Annotated in this window: 18 protein-coding genes; 10 read left to right on the top strand and 8 right to left on the bottom strand. The window is 34.6% G+C overall.

Annotated features, from left to right (window positions below):
• Positions 1-26 precede the first annotated feature (26 nt).
• Positions 27-995, bottom strand: a complete 969-nt coding sequence (gene trpS / locus HM990_RS18405; RefSeq protein ID WP_178991235.1) for a tryptophan--tRNA ligase — start codon at positions 993-995, stop codon at positions 27-29.
• A gap of 278 nt (positions 996-1,273) precedes the next feature.
• Here trpS and HM990_RS18400 point away from each other — a divergent pair, with 278 nt between their 5' ends.
• Positions 1,274-2,038 carry a lysophospholipid acyltransferase family protein gene (locus tag HM990_RS18400; RefSeq protein ID WP_178991233.1) on the top strand — a complete coding sequence of 255 codons (765 nt, stop codon included), beginning with the start codon at positions 1,274-1,276 and terminating at the stop codon, positions 2,036-2,038.
• 50 nt (positions 2,039-2,088) lie between these two features.
• On the opposite strand, the gene HM990_RS18395 is transcribed toward HM990_RS18400, so the two are convergent.
• The 4 genes from HM990_RS18395 to recA all read right to left on the bottom strand — a co-directional run bounded on the left by HM990_RS18395 (position 2,089) and on the right by recA (position 5,811).
• Positions 2,089-3,693 (bottom strand): hypothetical protein, encoded by a 1,605-nt coding sequence (locus HM990_RS18395; RefSeq protein ID WP_178991231.1) that lies wholly within the window; start codon positions 3,691-3,693, stop codon positions 2,089-2,091.
• A gap of 3 nt (positions 3,694-3,696) precedes the next feature.
• Positions 3,697-4,242 carry an RNA polymerase sigma factor gene (locus HM990_RS18390; protein WP_178991229.1) on the bottom strand — a complete coding sequence of 182 codons (546 nt, stop codon included), beginning with the start codon at positions 4,240-4,242 and terminating at the stop codon, positions 3,697-3,699.
• Between the two features lie 56 nt (positions 4,243-4,298).
• A complete protein-coding gene (locus HM990_RS18385) occupies positions 4,299-4,712 on the bottom strand; it encodes a hypothetical protein (RefSeq protein ID WP_178991227.1) in 414 nt (137 codons plus the stop codon).
• Between the two features lie 94 nt (positions 4,713-4,806).
• On the bottom strand, positions 4,807-5,811 hold the full coding sequence (recA, locus tag HM990_RS18380) for a recombinase RecA (RefSeq protein ID WP_178991224.1): 1,005 nt from the start codon (positions 5,809-5,811) through the stop codon (positions 4,807-4,809).
• Positions 5,812-6,739: 928 nt separating this feature from the next.
• Here recA and trhO point away from each other — a divergent pair.
• The gene (gene trhO / locus HM990_RS18375) at positions 6,740-7,804 is read left to right on the top strand and encodes an oxygen-dependent tRNA uridine(34) hydroxylase TrhO (protein WP_178991221.1); all 1,065 of its coding nucleotides are present in this window, start codon (positions 6,740-6,742) and stop codon (positions 7,802-7,804) included.
• A 135-nt stretch (positions 7,805-7,939) separates the two neighbouring features.
• On the opposite strand, the gene HM990_RS18370 is transcribed toward trhO, so the two are convergent.
• Positions 7,940-9,358, bottom strand: a complete 1,419-nt coding sequence (locus HM990_RS18370) for a peptidoglycan DD-metalloendopeptidase family protein (protein WP_178991219.1) — start codon at positions 9,356-9,358, stop codon at positions 7,940-7,942.
• A gap of 229 nt (positions 9,359-9,587) precedes the next feature.
• Between HM990_RS18370 and HM990_RS18365 the strand changes: the two genes are divergently transcribed.
• The 6 genes from HM990_RS18365 (at position 9,588) to HM990_RS19940 (ending at position 15,664) form a co-directional block, all read left to right on the top strand.
• Positions 9,588-10,835, top strand: coding sequence for a PSP1 domain-containing protein (locus tag HM990_RS18365; RefSeq protein ID WP_178991217.1), 1,248 nt, complete (start codon positions 9,588-9,590; stop codon positions 10,833-10,835).
• Positions 10,816-11,319 carry a gliding motility lipoprotein GldH gene (locus HM990_RS18360; protein ID WP_178991215.1) on the top strand — a complete coding sequence of 168 codons (504 nt, stop codon included), beginning with the start codon at positions 10,816-10,818 and terminating at the stop codon, positions 11,317-11,319. The genes HM990_RS18365 and HM990_RS18360 overlap by 20 nt, the downstream gene beginning before the upstream one ends.
• Before the next feature lie 5 nt (positions 11,320-11,324).
• Positions 11,325-13,673 carry a penicillin-binding protein 1A gene (locus tag HM990_RS18355; protein WP_178991213.1) on the top strand — a complete coding sequence of 783 codons (2,349 nt, stop codon included), beginning with the start codon at positions 11,325-11,327 and terminating at the stop codon, positions 13,671-13,673.
• Positions 13,674-13,765: 92 nt separating this feature from the next.
• Positions 13,766-14,467, top strand: coding sequence for a CoA transferase subunit A (locus tag HM990_RS18350; protein ID WP_178991202.1), 702 nt, complete (start codon positions 13,766-13,768; stop codon positions 14,465-14,467).
• A gap of 177 nt (positions 14,468-14,644) precedes the next feature.
• Positions 14,645-15,298 (top strand): CoA transferase subunit B, encoded by a 654-nt coding sequence (locus tag HM990_RS18345; RefSeq protein WP_178991200.1) that lies wholly within the window; start codon positions 14,645-14,647, stop codon positions 15,296-15,298.
• A gap of 240 nt (positions 15,299-15,538) precedes the next feature.
• Positions 15,539-15,664 (top strand): hypothetical protein, encoded by a 126-nt coding sequence (locus HM990_RS19940; protein WP_262886555.1) that lies wholly within the window; start codon positions 15,539-15,541, stop codon positions 15,662-15,664.
• Here HM990_RS19940 and HM990_RS18340 read toward each other — a convergent pair.
• Positions 15,659-17,350 carry an ABC transporter ATP-binding protein gene (locus HM990_RS18340; RefSeq protein ID WP_178991198.1) on the bottom strand — a complete coding sequence of 564 codons (1,692 nt, stop codon included), beginning with the start codon at positions 17,348-17,350 and terminating at the stop codon, positions 15,659-15,661. The two genes, HM990_RS19940 and HM990_RS18340, sit on opposite strands and share 6 nt — an antisense overlap.
• A 159-nt stretch (positions 17,351-17,509) precedes the next feature.
• Between HM990_RS18340 and HM990_RS18335 the strand changes: the two genes are divergently transcribed.
• Positions 17,510-17,665 (top strand): hypothetical protein, encoded by a 156-nt coding sequence (locus HM990_RS18335; RefSeq protein ID WP_178991196.1) that lies wholly within the window; start codon positions 17,510-17,512, stop codon positions 17,663-17,665.
• 336 nt (positions 17,666-18,001) lie between these two features.
• Entirely contained in the window at positions 18,002-20,341 is a 2,340-nt protein-coding gene (locus tag HM990_RS18330) for a GEVED domain-containing protein (protein ID WP_178991194.1), read from the top strand.
• Position 20,342: 1 nt separating this feature from the next.
• On the opposite strand, the gene HM990_RS18325 is transcribed toward HM990_RS18330, so the two are convergent.
• The gene (locus tag HM990_RS18325) at positions 20,343-21,056 is read right to left on the bottom strand and encodes a 3'-5' exonuclease (RefSeq protein WP_178991192.1); all 714 of its coding nucleotides are present in this window, start codon (positions 21,054-21,056) and stop codon (positions 20,343-20,345) included.
• Positions 21,057-21,104 lie beyond the last annotated feature (48 nt).

The raw sequence follows: 21,104 nt of genomic DNA, 5'->3' as shown, positions 1-21,104 counted from the left end.
TCATGTTTTTAAAACCTGGTCTGATTTTAATACCCGACCTTCTTCCTAACACGTCCCATAACAGCATCAGCAACAACCTTGGCCTTTGCAGCACCTTTAGCTAAAGCCGCATCAACCTCTTCAAGATTATTCATGTAATAATCGTAGCGTTCTCTCTGTTGGGAAAAACGCTCCAAAATCAATTCATACAAAGCTTGTTTGGCGTGTCCATAACCATAATTGCCACGGTCGTAATTCGCTTTCATTTCTGCTATTTGAGACTCTGAAGCTAATAAACTATAAATAGCAAAACAGTTACAGGTTTTCCAGTCCTTTGGATCTTCAAGTGGTGTGCTATCGGTTTCAATAGACATTATTTTTTTTCGTAATTGTTTTTCGGGTAAAAAGATGTTGATAAAATTACCGCGACTCTTGCTCATTTTTTCGCCATCCGTTCCAGGAATGAGCATGGTGTGTTCCTGTATTTTTTCTTCAGGTAGTACAAACGTCTCTCCCATTTTGGTATGAAAACGGGAAGCAACATCACGCGTCATTTCAATATGTTGTAATTGGTCTTTTCCAACCGGAATAATTTCGGCATCATACAATAAAATATCTGCTGCCATAAGCATAGGATACATAAATAGACCCGAATTAACATCATCCAGACGGTCGGCTTTATCCTTAAAACCATGTGCGAGTTTTAATCTTTTATAGGGAAAAAAACAATCTAAATACCAAGCCAGTTCAGTCACTTGCGGAATATCACTTTGTCTGTAAAACACGGTTTTTTCAATATCCAAGCCAAAAGCCAACCAAGTTGCAGCTACCGAATAGGTATGATTTCTCAGCGCTTCAGCGTCTTTAATTTGGGTTAAGGTGTGCATATTTGCAATAAAGAGAAACGATTCGTTTTTAGCATCGTTTGACATTTCTATTGCTGGTAAAATAGCACCTAAAATATTGCCTAAATGTGGTGTTCCTGTACTTTGTATGCCTGTTAGTATTCTTGCCATAATATTACTTGCGAAAGCAGGTATCTTTTTAATTAAACTTCAATTCAACTTAAAGGTTAAATCTCAGGATAAGCCCTGAAACTTGAAAAATTGACATAAGTGTCAAGTTATTAAACCAGAGATCCCGCCCAAAAAGCGGGATTAGTTCAACTAACTATTTTGAATGCATTACTTCGTAACTTTTCAAAACAAAGTTTCACTAAAAAGCAAAGGTAATTTTTTTAGTAGAATTATGAAGAGCGATTGATAACTCATTTAAATTAACTAGTTTTGGTGCTATGGCATTTTTCAAATATCCATTCTGGTTGTTATATCGCATTTGGTTCTATGTTTTGGTGGCCATTCCAATTATTGTGCTGTTTCCTTTATTGATTATTTCCATATCTAGAGAGCAATGGTATCCATACTTTTTTAAGTTGGCTCGTATATGGTCTAAATTTATTTTAATTGGTATGGGTTTTGGCTATAAAATTACAAGGGAAGAAACGCCAGATCCAAACATGAGTTATATGTTTGTGGCCAATCACACTTCAATGGCAGATATAATGATGATGCTTGTTGCGGTTAAGAATCCATTTGTATTTGTTGGAAAGAAAGAGTTGGCTAAAATCCCGCTCTTCGGATTCTTTTATAAACGCACCTGTATTCTGGTGGATAGAACTAGTGCCAAAAGCAGACAAGCGGTTTTTTTAAGGGCACAACGACGCTTAAAACAAGGCTTGAGTATTTGTATTTTTCCTGAAGGTGGCGTGCCAGAAGGAAATATTTTGTTAGACGAATTTAAAGACGGAGCGTTCCGTTTGGCGGTAAACCATCAAATTCCTGTGGTGCCCATTACATTTTACGATAATAAAAAGCGTTTTTCTTATGTTTTTTTTAGTGGTAGTCCTGGGAAAATGCGCGCCAAGATTCATAAATTTATCCCTACGAAAGGTTTAACTATTGCAGACACAAAAACTCTCAATGAAAACGTTAGAACGATCATTTGGAAGGCACTTACAAATGGCTTAAGCACAAAAAAAAGCCACTCCAACCAAGAGTAGCTTTTGTCATCATTGCATTCATCATAGCTTTTTGCAATAACCTAACTAACCTAAAACTTAAAACTTAATCCTGTATAAACACCAACAAAGAAAGGTTTAAAATCTCCTGTGGTATTATTAAATGTGTTTAATTGATACTTAAAGGTTGGTTCAAGATTAAAATTCCATTGTTTTGAAAGATTGTAATCCATTCCCAAACCAAAATTGGCACTAAAACTAGTAGCGTTAATATTATTTGCTTCTCCAATTAATGTTGAAGTGCCATCAACGTCGGCATAAATTTCATTGTCATTTAATATAAAGGTGCTAAAACCACCAATTACGTTAATCCCAAATTTTTTGTCTAATACGGCATATTCTAATCCAATAGGTATTTCAATAAAACCAAATTTTTGTTCAATATTGCCCGCGACTTTAGAATTGATTAATTCTGGTGTAGAAGATCTATTCATCAATGTAGAACTCATAAGCGATACGCGTTGTTCACCTTCACTAAATGAAATATTACCGAATCGAGCTTCAACACCTCTTGCGGCTGTTGCTGGCCCAGTAAAAGCAAATACATCTGTAGTGGTTTGGTTTAGGTTTACACGATTAACACCAGCTCTAATTTTTAATTTCTTTGAAATAGCATAACTACCAGTAATACCATAACTCATATTAACGTCACTGCTTTTAGCGTTGTCGTTAAACTGTTGGTCCAATGAAGAGCCTTGACCCAAAGAGCTAAAATAAACAGGCGCAACATTTGGCGCAATGCTCCACCTGTTTCGTTCATCTTCTTTTTCTTCTTCATCTGTAGTTTCGTTATTTTCTGCAATAGCAGCTTCGATAGATTCTTTTTTGAGGTCTTCAATAAGTGAATTTTCAGGTTCAGAAGTTTCTGCTTTGTTTGTAACTAAATTTAAACTTTCAGATATTTCTTTTTCTGAGGATTTATTATCTGCCACAGCCGTTTTTTGGTCTTCAATGGTCTTTTTAATTGCCGATTTTCTATCGGATTCTGCATTTAACAACGACTTATCATTTTTCTCTAGGAGTAACTTTTCGTCAGTTTTTAAAGTAGAATTAGAATTCGTTTCATTGGCAATTTTTGTGATATGCTGCTCATCTTCTAATGTTGATGGACTTCTGCGTTTTTGAGAAGCTTTCGTTTTTTCTTCTACCTTAGAATTAGTAACCACTACATTCGATTTTTGATTCGAATTGTTAGGGTTTATTAATGGGTTTGAATTCGAAGGGTATGTTTTTGGAGTTGAATCATCATCAGAATTTTTCAAATTGGATTCTTTTTCTGAATCTAAGTTTGAATCAACAACCTTAGTATGGTTATTCTCAGCAGTATTCAACTCATTTAGACTTTCATCAGATGACGTCTTTGTATTAGTCTTTTCTGAGTTATCTCCTGTATTTACAACAGGAAAATCTTGAGCGTTATTATCATCAGAGTTAAATAGAGAAACACCAACAGTTAGCAAAAGTGCAATTACAGCTGCGACGCCTCCAAGTTGCCCCCAAAGTGCAATAACCCGTCGTTTTTTCTTTTTCTTAGGTAGACTTTCGCTGATACGATTCCAAACGGTATCATTAGGTGCTATCTCAAAATCCTTGAATTTTTCTTGAAAAAGTCTATCTATGTTTTTTTTATCGTCCATTATTTATAAACTCTGCGAATTTGGGGTCGCGTTATGGGCTTCTATCTTTTCTTTTAAAATCATTCTTGCTCGCGCTAAGTTAGATTTTGAGGTGCCGGTTGAAATATTTATCAACTCACTAATTTCAACATGGGAATACCCATCTAAAACATATAAGTTAAATACCAATCGATATCTGTCTGGCAACTCTTGAATGATTTTCAGTAAGTACTCAATACCAACATCATTTTCATTAATATCTACTTCTACATCTTTAATATTACCTTCATTAACAATGTCATAAACACCAACATCTTCCCTGTAGCGTTGCAATGCTGTATTCATGGCGATTCGTTTGAGCCAACCCTCAAAAGACCCTTTATTTTTATATTGTGCTATTTTACTAAAAATAGTTATAAATGCATCATGCAGATTATCTTCCGCTTCCGCATAGTTTTTAGAGTACTTAAGACAAAGCGAAAATAGTTTACTTGCATACTGCTTGTATAATTGGCTTTGAGCTTGAGCATCTTGATTAATACAATTTTTTATGAGTTGTTCTAAACTCACATTGGTCTTGAGTTAATTAATAATTAGTCTATTTCTAGGGCATTTGAATCGCGTAATCAGTCCTCAACAGGTACTTCTACTAAATAATATTGATCTTCTCCTTCTTCATCATGTCCTTGATAAAACTTAAATAAATAGGTTTCATTCGAATTGACCATAAAATTTAAAGTTACAGTAACAGATTCTGGGTCCTGTACACAAGTACCATCAATATAAACCGAATTGATTACAGCAACAGTACGTTCATTTCCATCAATGTCATAGAAAAAGTTATAAAATTGATAACAATTGGACGGTCTAACATAGGTGATTTCAATTTCATAAGTTTCGCCAAAAACAAAACTTTCGGGCATCACAACACTTTCAATAGGTAAAATCTCTGTACCTGAATAATTAGTGCCGTCATCGTCAAGACTACAGGATGTAAACAATGAGATAAAAGCAAAGACTAAAAGGGCATATCTTTTCATAATATAATATTTTCTATGCTGTAGATGCAAAAATCATAAAAGGGTTGCGTCTAAAACTAAAAAAATCCTGGTTTTAACAGGATTTTTAATTTTCTTAGTTCGATTCATTAATAAAAGCTCTCACTTTCTCTTCCAATTCATCCATTAAATCCGGATTATCTTTAATGAGCATCTTTACGGCGTCTCGTCCCTGACCTAGTTTGGTGTCTCCATAACTGAACCAAGAACCACTCTTTTTAATAATATCATGTTCTACAGCAATATCTAAAATTTCTCCCACTTTAGAAATGCCTTCGCCGTACATAATATCAAATTCAGCCAATCTAAATGGTGGAGCAACTTTGTTTTTTACCACTTTTACTCTGGTTTTGTTTCCCCTAACATTACTGTCACTATCTTTAATCTGCGTAGAACGTCTAATATCTAAACGTACAGAAGCATAAAATTTTAAGGCATTACCTCCAGTTGTGGTTTCTGGGTTGCCAAACATCACGCCAATTTTTTCACGTAATTGGTTAATAAATATTACCGTACAATTGGTTTTACTTATCGAAGCGGTTAATTTTCTGAGCGCTTGTGACATCAATCTGGCGTGCAGACCCATTTTAGAATCTCCCATTTCCCCTTCAATTTCACTTTTTGGCGTTAAAGCAGCAACAGAATCAATTACCACGATATCGATAGCACCAGATCTAATTAAATTATCCGCAATTTCTAACGCTTGCTCGCCATTATCAGGTTGTGAAATAATTAAATTATCAATATCTACGTTTAATTTTTCGGCATAGAAACGATCAAAAGCGTGTTCAGCATCAATAAATGCAGCAATACCACCTGCTTTTTGTGCTTCGGCAATTGCATGAAGGGTTAAGGTTGTTTTACCAGAAGATTCTGGGCCATATATTTCAATCACACGACCTCTCGGATACCCACCAACGCCTAATGCAATATCTAATCCTAATGAGCCTGAAGGTATAGCATCTACATCTACCACAGCCTGATCGCTCATTTTCATTACTGTTCCCTTTCCATAAGCTTTATCTAACTTGTCTAAAGTTAGTTTTAAAGCTTTTAATTTCGCATCTTTTTCACTACTCATTATATTATATTTTTTCTTAGAATTTTTCTTGATTTTTAATTTTGAAGGTAAAAGTAAAACTTAAGATGAAATTCTTAATTAAACTGTCTTCAAAAATACGGCTATTTTTAAATATTTTTTCATTCATGTCCATTAAAAAATGTTTTCATTTTGGTTGAGCTTTTAAAATTTTGTTAGCTTTTTAAAATGAAATCTTACTTTATATAAATTAGCTTTATTTATTATGCGATACCACTATAGTATTTCTAGGTATTTCTTTTTTTAGTTGAATCATAATTAAATTTTTTCAAGGCTCTAAAACTGATAACATATTGATGATGCATATTTAAGTAGACCACCTTTATTCCTGCTTCAATAACGGCATAGTCTTCCATAAATAAGCGGCCTTTTATCTTTTTTAAATTTTTAACGCAACCCTTTTACACTTTTTGCATCTACTAAATGAAAAAGGAAAAAATTGCTATGAAATGCGCTACTTAAAAACTCTAAAGTTGTCTTTAGAGTTGAGTAGCGAATTATTTCTCAACAGTTTTAGTAAAACATTAGGTGTTTCAGTTACCGTTAAACCAAGTAAATTTTAAGATCTATTTGGAATTAATCCCTCAGTAACTGTCAAGCCCATGAAGATTAACTTTTAGTTTAAGTTTTAGGTTGATAAGTTAATCTTAAAAGCACTTTGAATTATTCAAGGTGCTTTTTTTGTGATTAATGTCAAGCCTTTTCACTAAAAACAATACCTTTGCATCTAAAGAGCGTAAGGTTTAATAAGGGGTTGCTCATTTTTATAGAAAAACTTTTTATTGAGATCCAGAACATAATTTATCAACTAATTGTCAATTGATAACGGTTAAGTCTTGTTTCTTGGTTCTAAAAGCGAATCGGTCTTATGTCTTTTATTTAAAATCTTTAACTCTTAAATTAGTATAGCATGCAACTGTACAATAACTTAAGTGCTAAGGAAAGAGCAGAACTCATTGAACAAGCGGGAAAAGAACGCTTAACCATCTCTTTCTACAAGTACGCCAAAATCAACAATACCGAAATTTTTAGAAATCACTTATTTCTTGCTTGGGATCAATTAGAGGTCTTGGGAAGAATCTATGTGGCGAACGAAGGCATAAATGCCCAGCTATCTGTACCCGCAGAAAACTTTGAACCATTTAAAAAGCACTTAGACACCATTTCGTTTTTAGAGAATGTAAGATTGAACATTGCTATTGAGCACGACAATTTTGCCTTTTTAAAACTGAAAGTTAAGGTCCGAAATAAAATAGTGGCAGATGGATTAAATGATGCTACGTTCGATGTTACTAATAAAGGAATACATGTTAACGCAGAAAAGTTTAATGAACTTATTGAAGATCCCGATACGGTTTTGGTAGATATGCGAAACCATTATGAAAGTGAAATAGGTCATTTTAAAAATGCTGTAACTCCAGATGTGGATACCTTTAGGGAATCTCTCGACTTAATTGAAGAGGACTTAAGGGAACACAAAGAAGACAAAAAATTGGTGATGTACTGTACAGGTGGCATTCGATGTGAAAAAGCTAGCGCCTATTACAAGCATAAAGGATTTAAAAATGTGTTTCAGCTCGAAGGTGGTATTATAAATTACGTTCGTCAAATTGAAGCCGAAGGTTTGGATAATAAATTCATTGGTAAGAATTTTGTATTCGACCAAAGACGATCCGAACGCATTTCTGAAGATGTCATTGCCAATTGCCACCAATGCGGAAAACCAGCAGATCTACATACCAATTGTGCAAACGAAGCTTGCCATCTATTATTCATCCAATGTGAAGACTGCAAAGAAAAAATGGAAAATTGCTGCTCTACAAATTGCATGGACATAAATAGATTGCCTTACGAAGCGCAAAAAGCATTACGAAAAGGTCAAGGGAATAGTAACGATATTTTCAAAAAAGGACGCGCAGATCATTTACCATATAAAAAGGATTTGAGGAATATTTTTGAGTCTTCAAATCCTTAAATGTAAATTAATGTCAGACTGAGTATTAGCAAGGTTAAAATATATTTTGACTGAAGATAGCTCACGCAATACTTAGTAAGTCGAAGTCCGTTTTACACATAAACCTATCTACTTTGCTCAGTCTGACATTTAGCTTTATTTCTTAATCAATTTAATAGTTTTCTTTTGATCCTGTTCTCCTTCAAGAGTTACAAAATATAGGCCTTTAGAAAGTTGTGTTAAGTTTAATTTCTTGATACCCTCTTCAGCCATATCGTCAACCATATGAACGGTTTTACCTAACACATCTACTACATTTGCTTTAGTTATTTTGGTCGTAGAATTAATGTTTACAATATCATTACAAGGGTTTGGATATATTGAAGTGTCTTTAAATGCTTCATCATTAACGCTTAATGCTCCAGAAACATTGAAAGTGTGGCTTACAGTTTCTCCTCCAAAAGTAGCTTTCCAAGTCCAGTCACCGTTCATATTAAAATAACCATTGTAAGAATAAAGATAGTACCAATAGGTTGCTGTAGTTTGTACGGTGATGTTCCAATTACCAAATAAAGACGAATTGTCTGGTCTAAGAATTTCAAGGGTAATATTATCACCCGCAGTTTGATCTCTTACAAAAACAGTAAAAAAAACGGTGTCATTAGTATCAAACGTGTTACTTAAGTTTGGCGTTTCTGTTGTTGGGCAATTAGGAAACACGATAGGAGCTTCATTATGAGTCAATACGGCATTTATCTTGGGATTGACATAAGGTTTTTGGTTTGCCCACCAAGTATCATTGTTCATGCTATTATGTGCGCCTTGGTAAGGGTCTACTAGTTGTGTATATGAGTTGTCTGTGTAAACTTCAAAATGTAGATGAGGTCCAGTAGAAATTCCTGAACTACCTACAATACCTAAATATTCTCCAGCAGTTACCATATCTCCTACATTTTTGGTCGTTGTTGATCCATTTTTCATGTGGCCATACCATGCAACACTTCCATCATTATGCTGAACATAAACGGCGTTCCAAGGTGTTGTAGTGTTAAAATTGCAACTCTTATCAAAATTCCCATCGCCTTTTGCTATTATTTGACCAGGAGCTGCTGCAACAATTTCAACTCCATCCGTCTCCATTAAATGCCAAGTAAATGGCCAAGTAAATATGTCGAGGCCTTGATGGTTATAGTCAGAAGTATCATAAGTTTTTGTACCTCCATTATAATCCAAGAGATTATTATTAAATGCCAAATTATGATCTACATGACCAGAAATTGACCAGACATCATTATAAGTCACAGTGCTGGCTTTTTGAACGGGCCAAATAAAAAGTGGATGACCTCCTCTTGCTGTATTTGCATCATAAGCTAACTTATTTTGACGTTGAAGTGCTTCAACATTAGATTTTAGTTCTTGCTTAATCGCATCTCTTTGTTCTATAGTTAAACATGGAGATTTAATTGTGACAGAATTACGCTCACCACCTTCCTGCAATGGAAGTCCGAGATTTTGAGCACTGCTAAAACTTAAAAAGAATAGCATTAATACAATTGTTGTAATTTTAGTTTTCATAATGAATTAATGTTTTGGTTCATAGTTATATCGGAAAAATTTGAAAATGTGAGCATAAATATGTAATCATCACAATATGAGAAAGTTAAATGTATTTAAGTTTAATTTAAAATCTCAGTCGAGTGTCCAATTAATTTTCTGAATAAATAATCTTATCTTTACTCATTAATTATTTACGAATCCTGTATCTAAATTTTTTAAAGATTTAGATTTAATATATAAATTTTTTATGGCTTGTAACAGTTGCACAACTGGTAAAGATGGCCAACCAAAAGGATGCAAAAACAACGGAACTTGCGGCACAGATAGCTGCAATAAACTTACTGTTTTTGATTGGTTAGCCAACATGTCGCTTCCAAATGGACAAGAACCCTTTATTGGCGTTGAAGTTCGTTTTAAAAACGGCAGAAAACACTATTATAAAAATACCGAAAACCTTACACTGAGTATTGGAGATATTGTGGCAACACAAGCAAAGTCTGGTCATGATATTGGCATGGTTACACTTACTGGTGAACTGGTACGTGTACAAATGAAGCGTAAAAAAGTAAAGCTTGACGACGCAGAAAATGTTCTGAAAATCTACCGAAAGGCAACACAAAAGGATATTGATATTTGGTCCGCTTCTAGAGACAAAGAAGAACCAATGAAGGTAAAAGCACGTCAGTTTGCTATTGATTTAAATCTGAAAATGAAAATTTCGGATATCGAATTTCAAGGCGATGGCAGCAAAGCGACGTTTTACTATACTGCTGAAGAACGTGTCGATTTTAGGGAATTAATCAAGGTCTTTGCTCGCGAATTCAGAACACGCATTGAGATGAAACAAGTCGGCTTTAGACAAGAAGCAGCAAGACTTGGTGGCATTGGATCCTGCGGAAGGGAATTGTGCTGCTCTACTTGGCTCACCGATTTTAGATCAGTTAGTACATCTGCAGCGCGTTACCAGCAATTGTCTTTAAATCCGCTAAAACTTGCAGGACAATGTGGTAAATTAAAATGTTGTCTTAATTATGAATTGGATGCATATTTGGATGCTTTAAAAGCCTTTCCAAAAAACGATACTAAATTATATACCGAAAAAGGAAATGCCGTATGCCAAAAAACGGACATTTTTAAAGGACTCTTATGGTATGCATATGAAGGGGAATGGATGAATTGGCACATCATCACTACAGACCAAGCCAATGAAATCATAGAAAAAAACAAGAAAAAAGAAAAGGTCGCAAGTCTTGAGGAATATGCTGCAGAGCACATTCAGGATACTAAAACTGAGTTTGAGAACGTTGTAGGTCAAGATAGTTTAACGCGTTTTGATGGTCCAAAATCGAATAAGAAACGTAAAAACAATAGGAATAAGAAAAATAATAAGAACCGAAACCACAAGAATAAAAACGGTAACACCAAAAATAAATCCCAAAATCGAAACCGCAAACAAAAACCAAAAGCCAATTCAAATGCTAAAAAAGACTCATAGGTTAGTTTTGGTTGTAATCTGTTGTTTTTTATTCACAAGTTGCGACCCCGATGCTGCGTTTGATAGGTACAAATCAGTTCCAAATAAATGGCACAAGGATTCTATTGCCAGTTTTAATTTTAAAGCTCCCGATACCACAAAAAATTATAATTTGTACGTTAATCTAAGAAATACCAACGCTTATAAATTCAGTAATTTATTTCTTATTGTAGAATTAAATTACCCTAACGGAAAAGCCGTTAAGGACACATTGGAATATAAAATGGCAGCGCCAAATGGAGAACTTTTAGGAAGTGGTTTTTCAGATTTGAAGGAAAATAAGTTATGGTTTAGAGGTTATAAAGACCCATTTAAATTTAATGAAGAAGGTGATTACCAAGTAAACATTCAACATGCTATGCGAAACAATGGCGATGTTGATGGTGTTGAGAATTTAGAAGGTATAACAGATATTGGTTTTAGAGTAGAAAAAGCTCAAAAGTAGTAATTATGGCAAAAAAGAAAACAACGAAATCTAAATCAGAAACTTTAGATTATTCAAAGTATGTACGTTGGTTTTGGATGGTATTTTTAGGTGGCATCTTAGCGGTTGTATTATTATTTCTATTGGCATCTTGGGGAGCTTTAGGAGAAATGCCAGATCACACCAAATTGGAAAATCCTGAAACTAATTTAGCAACTGAGATTATCTCATCTGATGGTGAAACACTGGGGAAATTCTATTTTGATGACAATAGAACGCCAATAGGTTATGAGGATTTACCTCAAAATATAGTGGATGCTTTAATTGCTACAGAAGACGTTCGTTTTTATGATCATTCAGGTATTGATGGTAGAGGTACTCTTAGAGCGATTTTTAAATTAGGAAGTGGAGGTGGAGCAAGTACTGTTTCTCAGCAGTTGGCTAAAAATCTTTTTACAAAGCAAGTCTCTGAAAATAAGTTTGGTCGTGTCTTTCAAAAAATAAAAGAATGGGTTATTGCTATTCGATTAGAGCGTCAATATACCAAAGAGGAAATTATTGCTCAATACCTAAATATCTATGATTTTGGTAATAATGGAGATGGTATTCGTTCTGCCTCTCGTATATACTTTAAAAAAGAACCTAAAGATTTAGATATTAAGGAATCTGCAATGCTGGTTGGAATGCTCAAGAATTCGTCACTTTATAACCCAAGGCGAAACCCTGTAGGTGTCAAAAACAGACGTAACGTTGTTTTGGCTCAAATGAATAAATATGAATTTCTTTCACAATCCATAAAAGATTCACTTCAAAACACAGAATTGGATTTAAATTATTCGCCAGAATCACATCGCGAAGGCATTGCCACTTATTTCAGAGAGTATCTCAGAGGATTTATGAAGGACTGGGCGAAAGACGAAGCTAATAGAAAACCAGATGGAAGTAAATACGATTTATATACTGATGGACTTAAAGTTTTTACAACAATAGATTCACGCATGCAGCAATATGCTGAAGACGCCATCTCTCAGCATATGCCGAGATTACAAGCCGAATTTGATCACCAAAACACTCCAGACAGAAATAAGACCGCACCATTTTTAGAGCTCAGCAATTCTGAAATTAAAGACTTGATGAATGAACACATGAAACGTGGAGAGCGTTGGAGAATTCTAAAAGGTCAAGGAAAATCAGATAAAGAAATTAGAGCTTCATTTGAAAAACCAACACAAATGACGGTTTTTAAATGGATAGATGGTAAAGCAAGTGAAGTGGATACCATAATGAAACCTATGGATTCCATGCGTTATTATAAATCATTTTTACGTCCAGGAATGATGTCTATGGATCCGCAAACAGGTCATGTAAAAGCGTGGGTTGGAGGCATGAATTATAAGCATTTTCAATACGATATGGTTAAGCAAGGTGCACGACAAGTGGGTTCTACTTTCAAGCCTTTTGTGTATGCCACAGCCATTGACCAATTGCAATTTTCGCCTTGCGATTCATTTCCAAGAACACCAATTACTATTGAAGCCAATAAATTCGGAAATCCAGAAGCTTGGACTACGAAAAATTCTGATGGTAATTATTCCGGAAAACAAACCCTTAAAGACGCATTAGCAAGTTCTACCAATACGGTTACGGCACGTTTAATTAATGAAATAGGACCACAACCTGTTGTGGAAATGGCTAAAAAATTGGGTGTTTCGGCAGATATTTTACCAGTACCTGCAATTGCATTGGGCACGCCAGATATTAGTGTTTACGAAATGGTTGCGGCCTATTCTACGTTTGCGAATAAAGGGGTTTACAATAAACCTGTAATGGTGACTCGTATTGAAGATAAAAATGGTACTATTTTATATCAGTTTACGCCAGAGAGTAAAGATGTTCTTAGTGAAGAAGTGGCTTATGTAACTGTAAATCTTATGGAGGGTGTAACACAAGCAGGCTCTGGTAGACGATTAAGACATAGTGGTTTTGATAAATGGAATGCTGTTTATAAAGAAATTATTACAGGGTATCCTTACGAATTGAAAAATCCAATTGCAGGTAAAACAGGAACGACTCAAAACCAAAGTGATGGTTGGTTTATGGGCATGGTGCCCAACTTGGTCACAGGTGTTTGGGTTGGTGCAGAAGATAGAGCTGTGCATTTTAAGAATATTCAATATGGTCAAGGTGCTTCTATGGCCTTGCCAATTTGGGGATTATATATGAAAGCCTGTTACGCCGATAAGACCTTGGATGTTTCCGGTGGAGAGTTCGAGAAACCTTCAAATTTAAAAATTGATGTCGACTGCGAAGCCAGGGACGAAGGTGATCTTGGTAGCGATGATGATCCTGAGGAACCCGTGGACTTCGATTTTTAAAAACCTTCAATAGTCACACCTTTATTTTATGATTTTTAATTATTGGTTTAGAACTTAGTTTCGTATTTTTCAGAAGCAAAATATTTCTAGCTATGATTAATAAAAAAGTGGATAATATTTCTGATGCACTCAAAGGTGTAAGAGATAATATGACCTTTATGTTCGGTGGTTTTGGTCTATCCGGAATTCCCGAGAATGCCATTGCCGAACTCGTAAAACTAAATATTAAAGGACTGACCTGTATTTCCAATAATGCAGGAGTAGATGATTTTGGCTTAGGTTTACTGTTACATCAAAAACAGATTAAAAAGATGATCTCATCTTATGTTGGAGAGAACGATGAGTTTGAGCGCCAAATGTTATCAGGTGAACTAGATGTTGAGCTAATACCGCAAGGCACATTAGCAGAACGTTGTCGAGCAGCACAAGCTGGATTTCCTGCCATATTTACACCAGCTGGTTACGGAACAGAAGTTGCAGAAGGCAAAGAAGTACGCGAATTTGATGGAAAAATGTATGTCTTGGAACATGCGTTTAAGGCTGATTTCGCTTTTATCAAAGCCTGGAAAGGCGACGCGGCCGGAAACCTTATCTTTAAAGGTACAGCCAGAAACTTTAATCCTAATATGTGTGGTGCTGCAGAGATTACTGTCGTTGAGGTTGAAGAATTGGTGCCAGTAGGCGAATTAGATCCTAACCAAATACATATTCCTGGAATTTTTGTGCAACGGATTTTTCAAGGTGAGACCTATGAAAAACGAATTGAGCAACGGACTGTTAGGCCAAAAAGTTAAAAGTACTTAGAGTGCCTAAAGTTTTGCGAATCAGTCTTATAAACTTATAAATAGTAATGCTACAAACACATAAACCATAAGCATATAAATAGTAATGAACCGACAAGTGCCCATACTTCAAGCACATTTCAACTCTAAGTACTTTAGGCACTTTTTTATAACTTATAACTTTAAAAGATGTTAGATAAAAACGGAATAGCAAAACGTATAGCAAAAGAAGTACAAGATGGTTACTATGTCAACTTAGGCATAGGAATACCTACTTTGGTAGCTAATTATGTAAGAGATGATATAGAAGTAGAATTTCAAAGTGAAAATGGCGTTTTAGGAATGGGTCCATTTCCATTTGAAGGTGAAGAAGATGCCGATATTATCAATGCCGGAAAACAAACCATTACAACATTACCAGGCGCTTCATTTTTTGATTCTGCCATGAGCTTCTCAATGATACGAGGTCAACATGTTGATTTAACCATACTTGGAGCAATGGAAGTATCAGAAAATGGCGATATAGCAAATTGGAAAATTCCAGGAAAAATGGTTAAAGGCATGGGAGGCGCTATGGATTTAGTGGCAAGTGCAGAAAACATCATTGTGGCCATGATGCATACCAATAGGGCAGGCGCTTCTAAGTTGTTGAAAAACTGTTCATTACCATTAACTGGTGTTGGTTGTGTGAAGAAGATAGTAACAAATATGGCCGTATTAGAAGTTACACCTAATGGATTTAAACTATTGGAACGCGCGCCAGGAGTTTCTGTTGAAGACATTAAAAAGGCAACCGAAGGAGAAATGATAATTGAAGGGGAGATTCCTGAAATGAAAATTTAAAACAATTTATATTCTAAAATAGAAGCCGCTAATTCTAGCGGTTTTTTTGTGCGAAAAAACTTCATATAACTTGTTAAATGTTAAAAAATAACGTATTTCAACGATTTATAACGTATTTAGACTGATTAATTGAAAATAAGTTTCATATTGCTATCCCAAACGAATAGAACTGAAATTAACTTGATTTAACATAAACCGCAATTTGCCTTTTTGCCCTAAATCTACCATGAATTACAGCTTATGAAAACTAAATCTACTTTACCAGAACCTACTTCTAATAAAGAAAACGAATTTTCAGTTCTAGAAAACACTTTAGAGTTAGTCTCAAATGTGTTTAAATTAGCAAAAAAAGTATTCATGCTATAATCCTTTTGGAATAGCATGAATTAGCTTTTTTGTGTAAGCTTGCTTTGGTGAAGCATAAATAGTATCGGCATCGCCAATTTCTTCAATTTTACCTTTATTCATTACTAGCAGCTGATCTGCCATATATTTCACGACTGCTAAATCGTGCGAAATAAATATATAGGTAAAACCAAACTGTGCTTTTAAATTATTCAATAAGTTTAAAACTTGGGCTTGTACAGAAATATCCAATGCCGAAACCGATTCGTCACAAACAATAAGTTGAGGTTCTAAAGCAATCGTTCTTGCAATACCAACACGTTGACGTTGCCCACCAGAGAATTCGTGTGGATAACGATCAAAAGCCGAAGCGTCTAAACCTACTTTTTCAAGAATTGCTATAACTTTTTCTTTTCGGGCTTTGTTGGACGTACCAATATTATGAACTTTCATAGGTTCTAAAATTGCATTACCAACGGTTAATCGTGGATTTAAAGATGCAAACGGATCTTGAAATATAATTTGAATCTCTTTCCGTAACATTCGCATTTCCGAAGTACTCAAATTGGTAATGTCTTTTCCTTTGTACAAAATGCGACCAGAAGTGGCTTTATCTAATTGTAAAATCGCATTTCCCAAAGTCGATTTTCCACAACCAGATTCGCCAACCAAACCTAAGGTTTCGCCAGGAAATACTTTAAAACTTACGCCATCAACAGCATTAAAAGGTTCATCTTTAGAAAACCAGCCTGTTTTTGAGAGGTAAATTTTTTCTACGTCAATCACTTCCAACAAAGGCGCTTGAGCATATAGTTTTTTGTGATTTTCAGTTCGATCAGTATCGGAAATAATGGTTTTACTCACCTTATCCTTCATAAAATCTGAAATCGTGGGTAAATGTTTCAAACGGAAATCCGTAGAGGGTCGTGCTGCAATTAATGCTTTGGTATAATTATGTTGTGGATCATTAAATATGGTTTCAGTCGTACCTTGTTCCACTATTTTACCTTGATACATTACTAAAACACGATCTGCCAATTCAGAAACCAAAGACAAATCATGCGAAATAAACAAAACGCTCATTTTGGTTTCCGTTTGAATGTCTTTTAACAAATCTAATATCTCTTTTTGAACGGTAACATCCAGCGCTGTTGTAGGTTCATCAGCAATCAATAATTTTGGTTTACATGCAATGGCCATCGCAATCATCACACGTTGTTTTTGGCCGCCTGAAATTTCATGAGGATAGGCTTTGTAAATACGTTCGGGATTAGGCAATTTTACTTTTTCAAAAAGATTGAGAACTTCAGATTTTATGTCTGAGGACGATAATTTAAAATGCTGTTTTAAGATTTCCTCAACCTGTTTTCCACAACGCATGGACGGATTTAAAGAACTCATAGGCTCCTGAAAAATCATGGCGATTTCTTTACCTCTTATAGCTTGGAATTCTTTTTCGGATAAGTCAACCAGATTTTTATTTTCAAATAGGATAGACCCAGAGGTAATTTTGGAAATTTGTTTCGGCAACAAACCCATTAAAGCCAATGAAGAAATAGATTTACCTGAACCAGATTCTCCAACGACGGCTACGATTTCGTTGGGTTGAACGTAAAAGGAAATATGTTTTATTATCTGATTTTCAATGTTCTCTTTAAAGAATGAAATATTCAAGCCATCAACTTCAATTAGTTTTTTATTTGCCATATGTAAAAATACTTATTTTCTTTAATTTTAGTCTTGAAAAACTAACCAGATAGAAGTTGTGCTAATAGTACCATATTTTATAATGCACGCACATTTCTAAATTAGTTTTTAAAAACGAAATATTTACTAAATGGGCAGCCATAAAATTTAAGCTTGACTATGATACAAGCACCTTATGGTAGCGCTCTTAGTTTTGGAAATAGTTCTTATCCAATTGAGAATTGTATAGGTTTGGATATGGCAATTCAATCTGTAAGTTTGCCAGATCGAAATGATAATTTAGTCTATGTATTGGGTATAACCACCATGCACTGAAAACAAATTACATTGAGTATGTCTAATACTACATTACAAAAATACTATCGAGGCATACTCAAAAGATAGTTTATAGATACCTTTAAATAGCTAAACGCTAGCTGTTTGAATTTTAACTTTCTCTTTATTATACTGCTTTACCTATAAACGCATTTAACAAATTTTGTGGCTTAATAATGGCCTTTAACAGCTATATATCCATTCATAGATAGATAGCGTTTCATTCGTCTACAGCAAATTGCAATCTGTCGAAATACAACCCAATAGTATTCAAAATCATATGATCTTTGACTCGGATTTTAACTCATTATAATCGAATAATAAACCAAATTTATCATGTCTTATAATTTACGCTTTTTATTTTTTACAATACTTTTTGCGATTCAAATTAATGCACAAATGCCACCTGCACCTATCAATTTACTCGCAAATAATATAACTGCAACGTCCGTAAATTTATCTTGGGATGCAATTACAGATCTGAATGGATCATTAACTTATAACATTTATAAGGATGGTATTTTCCTTGCAAATACATCAGAAACAACTTATCAAGCTGCAGATTTGTCTTCAGGAACTTTGTATGTATTTACGGTCAAAGTAGAAGATACGTCAAATACTGAATCTTCAGCGAGTAACGAAGTGGCAGTTATGACTTTAATAAACTACTGCTCGTCATATAGTAATGTTTATAATGAAGAGTGGATCAGAAACGTTCAATTGAATACCATAAATAATTATTCTAGTAATTTACCTTACTCGGATTTTAGTTCTTTATCTACACTTCTAAGCAAAGGAACGCAATACACTATCTCTATAATTCCAGTTTGGTCAGGTATAGTTTATAATGAAGGCTATTCAGTTTGGATAGATTATAACAATGATGGAGATTTTAATGATGCAGATGAACAAGTTTGGACACAAAGTGCTACAAGAAGTGGACAAGTAACGGGATCATTTACGGTACCAGTGTCTTCTGTAAGTGGAAAAACGAAAATGAGAGTATCCATGAAATATAATGGCATACCATCCTCATGTGAAAACTTTACTTATGGAGAGGTAGAGGACTATACTGTCAATCTTGTTGGCTCAAATGATTTAATTTATACTGGTGGAAATTGGATAACGGAAGAACCTTCTAACTCCTTGTACGACAAGGATATATTTATTTTGGATGGAAATATTAATATAGATTCTGATGTTAGAGTCAATACTATTGAAGTTTCAGAAGATGCATCACTGACCATATCAAAGCTTGGCTCATTAACAGTTGATGCAAATTTTATAACCAATGGTAATGTGACGTTAGAATCGGATTCAAATGAATTTTCTAGTCTAATAGTCAATGGCTACGTTATTGGAGAAGTGACTTACAAACGCCATGTCAATATCTCTAGTGGAGGAAAGGATTTAATTGCAGCCCCTGTTTTAGGACAGCCATTTAATGATTTTTTAGCGGCAAATTCTAATATTGTGAGTAATGGTGATAATACCTTATATTTATTTGGACCTTTTGAAAAACCCACTAATGAATATATTACTTATTCTAGTACAGAAACAGCAAAATTAACAGCTTCAACCGGATATCGTGCGGCTTCTACAGATAACGATACATTTACTTTTAAAGGTTTAGTGACAACTGAGGCAGTTTCTGCACCAGTATTTATTTCTGGTTCCACAACGCCAGAATGGAATCTTATAGGTAACCCGTACCCTTGTTACATTAGTCTTAAGGAATTTTTAAGGTTAAATAATTCGAAATTCAATACGGCACGTGCTGGTATTTATGGCTACGATGGAGACGCCTCTAATGGCTGGACGATATGGAACCAAGCCTACGTAGATGATAACCCTGAAGCTAAAATTGCACCAGGACAAGGTTTTTTGGTTGCTACTAATACAGATGGAATCAATTTTGAATTTACACCTTCAATGCGTGTTTTGGGTAATACTGATGATTTTATTGCAGGTAGACAGCAGACTACGAGTATTTCACATTTACAAATTAAGCTATCTAATACCACCAACTTTTACAAAACTGACTTCTATTTTACTGATAATGCCACATTAGGTCAGGATCCTAATTACGATTCCGAGATAATAGGAGCATCCACATCATTGGCCATATATTCACATTTAGTTGAAGATAATTTAGATAAAGCAATAGGTGTACAGTCCATTGGAAACACAAGATTATCTGATGTTGTTATTCCTTTAGGTGTGACTATTGAAAGTGGTCAACAAGCAACATTTAATATCTCCGAAACTACACTTAGCGCAGATATTAATGTTTATTTAGAGGACAGAATGTTAAATACATCTACTTTGTTAAATAATATGGATTACACTTTTACATCGAATGTTGAGTTAAACGGAACAGGGCGTTTTTATCTCCGATTTTCAGAGGAGAGTACACTAGGTATTATAAATAATGAACTCGCTAACATTAAAATTTATAATAAAAATGCCTCTAAAATCATTAGTGTAGAGGGAGATTTGGCTTCTAATTCAAGATTGTCTATTTATGATTTACAAGGTCGATTGATAAAGGTAGAAAGCTTGAAAACAAACGGTAGTTTGCAAACTATAAATGCCTCTTATTTAAGTACAGGTATTTACGTAGTAAAATTAAAAACTGGCTTACGAGAGAAGGCTCAGAAAATAATAATAAAGTAAATTAAATATGTTTTATTTCACTATTGTGCAGTAGTTCATCGCCTCTTAATCTTAAGAATATTTGAGCTACTGCAATAGTATCTTTTTCGCAATAGATAATAATACGGTCAATTTCTTTTTCTTTATAATAAACGCGGTAAACTTCGCTACCATCAATATCATCTTTAGGCGATGGAATACCGAGAACATTAGTTAATAATTTTAACGAGGTATAGGTTTTATAGTCACCAAATTTCCAGAGTTCTAAGGTGTCGAGGTGCGGTACTTCCCAAGGTTTTTTACCAAAAAGGTTCAGTTTGTACGGTAATTCTATATTGTGGATAATCATGCGTCTAGCGATGTATGGAAAGTCGAATTCTTTTCCATTGTGCGCACAAAGTAAATGTTTGTTAGCGCTAAAATGTGAAATCAGTAAATTTTTAAAGTCCTTTAAAATCTTAATTTCATCGCCATAAAATGAAGTGACTCTAAAGCTTCGAGATTCACCTTGCATTTTAAAATAACCTACCGAAATACAAACAATTTTGCCAAACTCAGCCCAAATCCCTGCTCTGTCGTAAAATTCTTCGGATGTAAACTCTTCTTTCCTTTGGTATCGCGATTTGGCATCCCAAAGCTCTTGTTTAGTTTTGTCTAAATCAGAAAAGTTTTCCGTTTCAGGAACGGTTTCTATATCAAGGAATAGGATGTTTTCAAGGTTGAGTTTGCTGATCATATCATTTCGTGTGAAAAGGCATTTTTTTTATTTTCAACTAAAGTTAAT

The sequence above is a fragment of the Winogradskyella schleiferi genome (genome assembly GCF_013394655.1).
GTDB lineage: Bacteria > Bacteroidota > Bacteroidia > Flavobacteriales > Flavobacteriaceae > Winogradskyella > Winogradskyella schleiferi.
Note: the sequence above shows the minus strand (reverse complement) of the source record. Positions and strands in the feature narration are given on the sequence as shown.